Annotated in this window: 5 protein-coding genes and 1 rRNA gene; 3 read left to right on the top strand and 3 right to left on the bottom strand. The window is 40.7% G+C overall.

The genetic code is table 11. The annotated features are described in order from the left end of the window. The first annotated feature begins 12 nt into the window (after positions 1 to 12). Positions 13 to 124 (top strand): 5S ribosomal RNA (gene rrf, locus ACULLG_RS16900). A gap of 127 nt (positions 125 to 251) precedes the next feature. Here the strand turns inward: rrf and ACULLG_RS16895 are convergent. From ACULLG_RS16895 to ACULLG_RS16885, 3 genes are all read right to left on the bottom strand, one after another. Beyond that, complete coding sequence (locus tag ACULLG_RS16895; protein ID WP_452127958.1) at positions 252 to 1,718, bottom strand: glutamate synthase subunit beta; 1,467 nt, start codon at positions 1,716 to 1,718, stop codon at positions 252 to 254. Positions 1,719 to 1,726: 8 nt separating this feature from the next. Further along, on the bottom strand, positions 1,727 to 6,232 hold the full coding sequence (gene gltB, locus ACULLG_RS16890) for a glutamate synthase large subunit (RefSeq protein WP_452127988.1): 4,506 nt from the start codon (positions 6,230 to 6,232) through the stop codon (positions 1,727 to 1,729). 316 nt (positions 6,233 to 6,548) lie between these two features. Then, entirely contained in the window at positions 6,549 to 7,691 is a 1,143-nt protein-coding gene (locus ACULLG_RS16885; protein WP_452127957.1) for an acyl-CoA dehydrogenase, read from the bottom strand. A 230-nt stretch (positions 7,692 to 7,921) separates the two neighbouring features. On the opposite strand from ACULLG_RS16885, the gene nhaD reads away from it, so the two are divergent. Together nhaD and ACULLG_RS16875 are read left to right on the top strand one after the other, a co-directional pair. Next, positions 7,922 to 9,307 (top strand): sodium:proton antiporter NhaD, encoded by a 1,386-nt coding sequence (gene nhaD, locus ACULLG_RS16880; RefSeq protein ID WP_452127956.1) that lies wholly within the window; start codon positions 7,922 to 7,924, stop codon positions 9,305 to 9,307. A 57-nt stretch (positions 9,308 to 9,364) separates the two neighbouring features. Further along, a complete protein-coding gene (locus ACULLG_RS16875; RefSeq protein WP_452127955.1) occupies positions 9,365 to 10,057 on the top strand; it encodes a MotA/TolQ/ExbB proton channel family protein in 693 nt (230 codons plus the stop codon).

Genomic DNA, 10,057 nt, shown 5'->3' with positions numbered 1-10,057 from the left:
AATATTGAAGATCTAGGTGGCCATGGCGACGGGGCCCACCCCTTTCCATTCCGAACAGGGAAGTTAAGCCCGTTTGCGCCGATGGTACTGCTATACCAAGTGGGAGAGTAGGTCGCCGCCTTCTTTGACCCTCCTTAGTCATCAGACTTTGGAGGGTTTTTTTGTACCTAATACTTACTTAAAACATAAAAAAACTCCCAAAAGAAAAGTTTCTCAAGGGAGTCATTATTGGTAGGTTGGTTGTTGCAAAATTATACTCTAGGTAGATCTCCTTCCCCTTTTAATGGTAAATCTGATTTTCCCATTAAAAAATCATCAACGTGGTGAGCGGCTTGCCGTCCTTCAGAAATTGCCCAAACAATTAGGGATTGCCCTCTTCTCTGGTCTCCAGCTACAAAGACACCTGGAACATTGGTTTTGTAATCTGAAGCTGATGCTTTGATATTGGTCCGTGGATCCATTTCCAGTCCCAATTGGTCAGCGATTGTAGTTTCTGAACCCGTGAACCCTAAGGCTAACAATGCTAAATCGCATTCCCACTCTTTTTCTGTTCCCTCAACTTCCTTTAAAATTGGTCGTTGTCCGGGTACTTTTTCCCAAACAACCTCTGACGTGACCAGGCCTTTCAGATTACCATTGTCATCTCCCACAAATTTTTTGGTGGCGATGCTAAACACACGTTCAGCACCTTCCTTATGAGATGTGCTAGTACGCAATCGCATGGGCCAAAAGGGCCAAGGTTGGTCTTTGGGTCGGTTAGGGGTTGCTTTTGGCATGATTTCAAAATTCGTTACCGAAACGGCACCGTGTCTTATTGAGGTGCCAATACAATCCGAACCTGTATCTCCTCCACCGATAACAATCACGTTTTTGTCTTTTGCGGTCAGTTCCTCCCCTTGGTAAGGCAAACCATCTACTTTTCTGTTGTTTTGTGGAAGGAAGTCCATAGCTTGAACCACGCCATTTAAGTCGGCCCCAGGTATTGGAAGTTGCCTTTTTACCGTTGCTCCTCCGCAAAGCACAATGGCATCATATTCTTCCTGAAGCTTATCCGCTTTTATGTCTACACCCGCATGAATTCCGGTTTTGAAAATAATTCCTTCGCGCTCCATAATGTCCAGGCGTCTGTCAATAATGTGTTTTTCCATTTTAAAATCTGGAATTCCATATCGTAACAGTCCGCCTATTTTCTCATCACGCTCTAAAACAGTAACGGTATGACCGGCTCTATTCAACTGTTGTGCAGCTGCTAGGCCTGCAGGTCCAGAGCCTATAACGGCAACTTTTTTTTCTGTTCTCTTTAAAGGAGGTTCTGGTTGTATCCAATCATTTTTAAAAGCAGTTTCAACAATATTCTTTTCAATGTTTTCTATGGAAACAGGGTCTTCGTTGATGCCAAGAACGCATGCTTCTTCACAAGGAGCAGGGCATAATCTTCCCGTAAACTCCGGAAAATTATTGGTAGAATGCAATATTTTAGTTGCTTTCTCCCATTTACCTTGATACACAGCATCATTGAAATCAGGAATTAAATTCCCCAAAGGACAGCCACTATGGCAAAACGGAATGCCGCAATCCATGCAACGCGCGCCCTGATTCTTCAATTCATTTTCCTTTAAAGGAAGTGTAAATTCTTTATAGTTTTTGATTCGTTCCTTAACAGGTGCATAGGCTTCATCCTTCCTGTCAAATTCCATAAATCCAGTCGTCTTTCCCATGGCTCAGATTATAAGGTTTGTAATTTTTCTTTTTCTAATCGAATCAATGCTTGTCTATATTCTTCAGGGAAAACTTTGATAAATTGTGGTAAACATGCTTCCCAATTTTCTAAAATTTCCTGTGCCAACGGACTTAATGTGGCATTGTAATGGTTTTCAACAAGTTCTTTGAGTTGGGCAATATCATTATCTTCTTCTACTGCCAACAGATTTAAGGTTTCACCATTACATCTTTTCTCGAAGGTTTTATCCTTGTCATATACATAGGCAATTCCACCGCTCATGCCAGCTCCAAAATTTCTGCCAACAGACCCCAAGATTACGGCAACTCCTCCTGTCATGTATTCGCATCCGTGATCTCCGATACCTTCCACAACGGCGTGTGCACCAGAATTTCGAACACAAAACCGTTCTCCTGCTTTACCGTTGATATATGCCTCACCCGAGGTAGCTCCATAAAGGGTTACATTTCCTGTGATGATGTTTTCTTCTGGTTTAATGGTAGACCTGTCTGGTACTTTTATGATTAATTTGGCGCCTGAAAGACCTTTGCCCAGATAATCATTGGTGTTACCATTGACTACCATTGTAAGTCCTTTGGTGGCAAAAGCCCCAAAACTTTGACCTGCCGACCCTGTAAAGTTCAATTTAAGTGTGTTTTCGGGAAGGCCATCCGCTCCATAGATTTTCGAGATTTCATTGCTGATAATGGCTCCCACAGCTCTGTCCGTGTTATAAATTGGGAAATCCAAAGAGGTCTTTTCCTTTCGAAAAAGGGCAGGATGCGCCTTGGCAATAATATCGAACTCGATAGAGTCTTCAATATGATGCTTTTGTTCTTCGGTATTGTAGAACTTGGTTCCTTTGGGAACATCCACCTGATGAAGAATCGGGCTTAGGTCTATTCCGGCAGCTTTATAATGTTCAATGGCCTTTTTTCTATCCAATTTTTGAACTTGCCCAACCATTTCATTGACGGTTCTAAAACCCAATTTGGCCATGATTTCTCTTAGTTCCTGAGCTACGAAATACATATAATTGACCACATGTTCGGGTTTTCCCTTAAATTTCTTGCGAAGTTCTGGGTTTTGCGTTGCTATGCCCACTGGACAGGTGTTCAAGTGGCAAACACGCATCATAATGCACCCCGATGCTACCAACGGTGCTGTGGCAAAGCCAAACTCCTCAGCTCCCAAAAGACAAGCAATGGCAACATCGCGCCCTGTTTTTAGTTGGCCATCACATTCTAGTGTGATTCTATTTCTTAAATCGTTTAGCACCAAGGTTTGCTGTGCTTCTGCTATTCCAAGTTCCCAGGGAAGACCAGCATGTTTTAAAGACGTTAAAGGTGAGGCTCCTGTACCTCCGTCGAATCCTGATATAAGGATTACATCTGCTTTGGCTTTTGAAACACCAGCAGCAACCGTTCCCACTCCAACTTCTGAGACGAGTTTTACATTTATCCTTGCTTCTCTATTGGCTGATTTTAAATCGTAAATCAACTGCGATAAATCCTCGATAGAATAGATATCATGATGTGGAGGAGGAGAAATCAATCCAACATAAGGCGTTGAGTTTCTAGTTTTTGCAATGGCGGGATTGACCTTCGGTCCTGGAAGTTGTCCTCCTTCACCAGGTTTGGCCCCTTGAGCCATTTTAATCTGAATTTCCTGTGCATTGGTAAGATAGTTTGAAGTAACTCCAAACCTACCCGAGGCGACTTGCTTGATGGCACTGTTTTTCCAGTCACCAGTTTGATTTTTATAGAAACGAGCCGAATCCTCACCACCTTCTCCCGAATTGCTTTTTCCTCCGATTCGGTTCATGGCAATCGCTAGATTTTCATGGGCTTCCTTACTGATGCTTCCGTAAGACATGGCTCCTGTTTTGAATCGTTTTACGATTTCAGTCCAAGGTTCCACTTCCTCAATCGGAATAGGGTCATAGTTCGAAAACTCAAACAATCCCCTAATGGTCATTAAGTTTTTGGATTGCTTATTTACCAAATCGGAATACTCTTTATAAGTATCCGGCTCGTTATTGCGTACCGATTTTTGAAGCTTGGCAATGGTCAATGGATTGAACATATGTTTTTCTCCATCTCTTCGCCAACGGTACTCTCCGCCAATCTCAATATCGAGGTTGGCTGCTAATTCCTGGGCTTTAAATGCTTTCTTGTGGCGTTTTGCTACTTCTTTTTCAATCTCATACAAACCTATTCCTTGAATACGTGTTGGTGTATTCGGGAAATATTTGTCTACCACTTTGGTATTAATACCAATGCATTCGAATAATTGGGAACCTCTGTAAGAATTCAAGGTAGAGATTCCAATTTTGTTCATCACCTTTAAAATGCCTTTACCAATGGCTTTGTTGTAGTTTTTGATGGCTTCATCAAAGGTGTATTCTGTAATATCGTTTTCTTCAATCTGTTCTCCAATAATCTCGTTTACGAGATATGGGTTGATGGCACTTGCTCCAAAACCGAACAAAAGTGCAAAATGATGTACTTCTCGTGGTTCTGCGGATTCAACAATGATGCTCAACTTTGAGCGTTTTCCCATTTTTCGGAGTCCACTGTTGACAAAGGAACAGGCCAATAGTGCTGGAATAGCTGCCATTTCGGTGCTCACCATTCTGTCTGAAAGAATAATGATATTGGCGCCTTCGTCAATAGCGTCTGAAGCTTGTTGTAAAATGGAATCAAGCGCTTCTTCCAGTCCATTGTGTCCTTTTCCGATTTCATACAAAATTGAAATGGAAACGACCTTATAGTCGGGACTGGCATCGTGATTTTTAATTTTGTCCAAATCCTCTTTAGATATGACAGGATTTTGGATTTTTAGCTTTCTACAATGTTGTTCTGTAGTTTCAAATAGGTTTTGGTCACTGCCCAACGTTAGGCTAATATCTGTAATCAATTCCTCTCTGATCCCATCCAATGGTGGATTGGTAACCTGTGCAAACAATTGTTTAAAGTAATTGTAGATCAGTTGTGGCCTTTCAGATAAAACAGCAATTGGTGTATCCGATCCCATTGACCCAATGGGTTCTTTGCCATTTTTGGCCATAGGCAAGATAATGGTATTGATATCCTCCAGAGTGTAACCGAATGCTGAACGCCTAGTTTCTAGGGGGAATTCGCCATAAAAAACGGGACAATCGTTATAAGGAATGTCCTTAAGATGAACCAAATTGTTCTTTAACCACTTTTTATAGGGATGTTTTTTAGCAATGGATTCCTTGATTTCCTCGTCATTTACAATGCGACCTTCTTCCATATTTACCAAAAACATCTTTCCTGGCTCTAAACGACCATGGAATTCTATGTCTTCAGGTTCTAAATCCACTACTCCGGTTTCGGAGGACATGATCACGTATCCTTTTTTGGTAACTGAGTATCGGGATGGCCTAAGACCATTCCTGTCCAATACAGCCCCAATATAGTTTCCGTCGGTAAACGGAATTGAAGCAGGTCCGTCCCAAGGCTCCATGACGCAGGAATTGTACTCGTAAAACGCTCTTTTTGCTTCGGACATTTCAGTGTTTTTTTCCCAAGCTTCGGGCACGAGCATCATCATGACTTCAGGGAGCGAACGTCCGGTCATTAACAAGAGTTCCACGACCATATCCATGCTTGCCGAATCTGATTTTCCGGGCAAAACTACAGGTAAGATTTCTTTTATTTCCTCTCCAAACCAATCACTTTCCAAAAGCTCTTCTCTAGACCTCATTCTGGAAACATTTCCTCTGAGTGTATTGATTTCACCGTTATGGCACATATGTCTAAATGGTTGTGCCAAATCCCATGTGGGAAACGTGTTGGTTGAGAATCTTTGGTGCACTAAAGACAAACGTGTGACCACCCGCGGATCCAATAGATCTTGATAATATCTACTTATATCCTGTGGAACCAATAGGCCTTTAAAGATTATAATTTTGGTTGATAGGCTTGGTAAATAGAAGAATTGACTTTGGGAAAGCTTACTTTTTATAATGGCGTGCTCAGTGATTTTTCGAGCAATAAATAATTTTAAATTAAATTGAAAATCATCTAGTTTGTCAGTTTTTCCAACAAAAATCTGTTTTACAAAAGGTTCGGTTTCAGCCGCAATTCTTCCAGGTACAGATCTATTTACAGGGACATCACGCCAGCCTAATAGCGCTAACCCCTGGTTTTTTATATTTTCTTCGAGTTTTGCAATGCAAAACTCCCGCTGATTTTCTTTTTGTGGCAAAAACACATTGCTAACGGCATATTCTCCGGCTTCAGGTAAATCAAATTCACATACATCGGTGAAGAAATCATGGGGTATATCAATCAATATTCCAGCACCATCTCCAGTTTTCCCATCGGCACTGACAGCTCCCCTGTGTTCCAACTTGTCAAGGATTTCAAGGGCTTTATGAATTATATCATTGGATTTGATTCCTTTTAGGCTACAAATAAAGCCCGCACCACAGTTGTCATGTTCAAATTCGGGTAGGTATAAACCTTGTTTTTCTAGCTTCATCATTGTGATATTTACTCAAAAATATCGTTTTAAATGAACTAATTTCAAGGTTTTCAATCAATTGCAATTAATTCATCAACGTTTTGGTTGAAAGGTTAAAAAATATGCAAAATGAAAATTTGAATGACTCTTAATTGTCATAATCTCAAAATCTGGCAGTTCATGTCATGAATTTAGACCAACTTACAGGGGGCTGCTCTATTTTTGGTAAAATAAGCTACTTACGAATCAAATGGAAGGGGGTGTGCTGGGTAAAAATTGAAATTTTGAGCAAATACCCCTTAAATTATGGGGGTGATTTTGATATAACCAAAAACTAATCTTTTAGAATACTTCTTGAGATTACAATTCTTTGAATTTCCGAAGTACCCTCATAGATCTGTGTGATTTTGGCGTCACGCATAAATCGCTCCACATGATAGTCTTTTACGAAACCGTTACCGCCGTGAATTTGTACTGCTTCTACAGCAGTTTCCATAGCAACTTCAGAAGCATATAATTTGGCCATTGCTCCCGATAGGGTATAATCTTCACCGGCATCTTTGTCGCAAGCAGCTTTATAAACTAAATGCCGAGCGGCTTGAATTTTGGTGTGCATATCAGCCAATTTAAAGGCAATGGCTTGATGATTTCCAATTTCTGTTCCGAAAGCCTTACGTTCTTTGGAGTATTTTTTTGAGAGCTCATAGGCTCCTGCAGCAATCCCTAAAGCTTGGGCCGCGATTCCTATTCGACCTCCAGCCAAAGTTTTCATTGCAAATTTGAATCCAAACCCATCTTCGCCAATGCGGTTTTCTTTAGGAACTTTTACATCGGTAAACATCAAAGAGTGGGTATCACTTCCCCGAATACCCAGCTTGTTCTCTTTCGGTCCAATTTCGAAACCGTCCATGTCTTTTTCCACAATTAGAGCATTAATGCCTCTATGACCTTTTTCCACATCAGTTTGGGCAATGACCAGATATACCTCTGCAATTCCTCCATTGGTGATCCAATTTTTGGTGCCATTTAAAAGATAATGGTCGCCTTTGTCGATTGCGGTTGTTTTTTGAGAGGTTGCATCACTTCCGGCTTCCGGTTCCGATAGACAGAAAGCTCCGATGATTTCCCCGGAAGCCAATGGGGTCAAATACTTTTTCTTTTGCTCTTCGTTTCCAAAAGTTTCTAGCCCCCAACAAACCAAAGAATTATTCACGGACACCATTACAGAGGCAGAAGCATCTACTTTGGATAGTTCTTCCATGGCCAAAACATAGGCAAGGGTACCCAATCCGCTACCGCCATATTTTTCATTGACCATCATACCCATAAAGCCAAGTTCCCCCATTTTTTTCCGCAACTCTTCTGGGAATTTTTGGGCATCGTCCCGCTCAATGACTCCGGGTAAAAGTTCGTTTTGAGCAAAATCTTTCGCTGATTCTTGAATCAATAATTGTTCTTCGGTAAGTGTAAAGTCCATATAACTGAGAAATAGATAAAAATGGAGTACAAATATAGCCTTATGATACGATATTTTTAAAGAATATAAACAAAAAATGAGAATGACTTAATATTGATTGGGCTAAGTATAATCATATAAACGATTTTAGTTTTTTTGAAAAAGAAGATTATGTTTAAAAACTCATTTTGAATATCTTTAGCACAGACTGCTACTGAACAAAATATTTTTCAACTAAATAACCAACTACCATGGAAACTCTCCTCATTGCCATTTTTGTAATTGGATACCTTGCGATTACCTTAGAGCATAACCTGAAAATTGATAAGCTTATCCCAGCCCTGGCCATGATGGCCGTACTTTGGGCATTGATGGCTTTTGGTATTGATGGTTTCACCACCTGGTTTGATTCTGGAAAGCATGCATTGATGGAAGGTTTTGGTGCATTGGGGCATGAGGACAAAATGCATATGTTAGAAGAAACCTTGTTGCACCATTTGGGTAAGACATCCGAGATTCTGGTTTTCTTGTTGGGTGCGATGACCATTGTTGAAATCATTGATTATTTTGATGGCTTTGCCACCATCAAGACTTTTGTTAAGACTAAAAGCAAAAAGAAAATACTATGGATTTTTGCCTTTCTGGCTTTCATTCTTTCAGCTATTATAGACAACCTTACCGCAACGATTGTGTTAATATCAATCTTACAAAAAATTGTAAAGGAGAGAAATGTAAGAATCTGGTATGCCGGTCTTATAATTGTTGCTGCGAATGCCGGTGGAGCTTGGTCTCCAATTGGTGATGTAACCACCACAATGTTATGGATCGGAAACAAGGTAACCACGGCAAAACTTATTGGATATTTACTTGTTCCATCCTTGGTGTGTATGCTAGTGCCCACTTTTATAGCTTCGTTTTTACCTGCTTTTAGGGGAGAAATTGAAACTAGTGATGATGGTGGCTCAAAGTCTAAGTTCGGAGCCAGAATGCTCTATTTAGGGCTGAGTGCCATTGTATTTGTACCCATTTTTAAAACAGTTACCCATTTACCTCCCTATGTAGGAATGATGTTATCCTTGGCGGTAGTGGCCACTTTCGCTGAGATATATAGTAGTTCAAAAATCGCAATTTCTTCGGTAGATCCTGAAAGCGATGCTGAATCACACCACAGTCCAGTGCACAGTGCATTAACAAAGATCGAATTGCCCAGTATCTTATTTTTCTTGGGTATTTTGATGGCCGTAGCGGCTCTAGAATCCCTTGGATTACTATTCAATTTTGCAGAGGGATTGAAACAAGGTACACCACTAATTGGCACCGAGATCGAGGGCACCCAAATTTCTGATTTGGTGGTGATACTGCTTGGTGTAGGATCAGCCATAATCGACAATGTTCCCTTGGTTGCAGCTAGTTTGGGAATGTTCTCAGAACCCATTGACAACCCATTATGGCATTTTATTGCATATTCTGCAGGAACAGGTGGCAGTATGCTAATTATCGGCTCAGCTGCAGGTGTGGTGGCCATGGGCATGGAAAAAATTGACTTTTTCTGGTATCTCAGAAAAATAGCATGGTTGGCATTCCTAGGGTTTATTACAGGAGCCATTTGCTTTGTCCTTATGCGATATTTCTTCTAAAAAATACTTTAGCTCAAAAATCTCCGTTATTATTGCAACTTAAATTGGGGATTTTATATGACTATTTTTCAAGATTTAGAAGAAGGGGCTGAATTGGGTGCATCCATTTCAGAAGAAAAAACCCTTTCGGTTGTTGATTTAATTGTAAACGGGGGTACCGGTAGTGTTGTAATCATTACGGTGCTTTTTGTACTTCTTTTTGTTGCACTTTATATCTACTTTGAACGCATTTTTGCGATTAAAGCTGCATCAAAAATTGACAAGAACTTCATGAACCAAATTCGTGATCATGTCATGAACGGTAAGTTGGATGCGGCTAAAATACTTTGTGCCCAGACTGACTCTCCGGTCGCACGTTTAACCGAAAAAGGAGTCTCAAGAATTGGAAAACCTTTAGATGACATCAACACAGCAATTGAGAATGCCGGTACACTTGAAGTTTATAAATTAGAAAAGAATGTGAGTGTTTTGGCAACAGTTGCGGGGGCGGCACCCATGATTGGGTTCTTAGGAACCGTAATTGGTATGATTTTGGCGTTCCATGAAATGGCCAGTAGTGGAGGTCAAGCCGAAATGGGGTCATTGGCATCAGGAATATATACTGCAATGACAACAACGGTGGCAGGATTGGTTGTGGGAATTATCGCTTACATCGGGTATAATCATTTAGTGAACAGAACCGACAAAGTGGTGCATAAAATGGAAGCCAATGCCGTGGAATTTTTGGATTTGTTGAATGAGCCTATTTAG

The sequence above is a fragment of the Flagellimonas sp. 2504JD1-5 genome (assembly GCF_053618295.1).
This window is presented reverse-complemented; position numbering and strand designations above follow the sequence as displayed.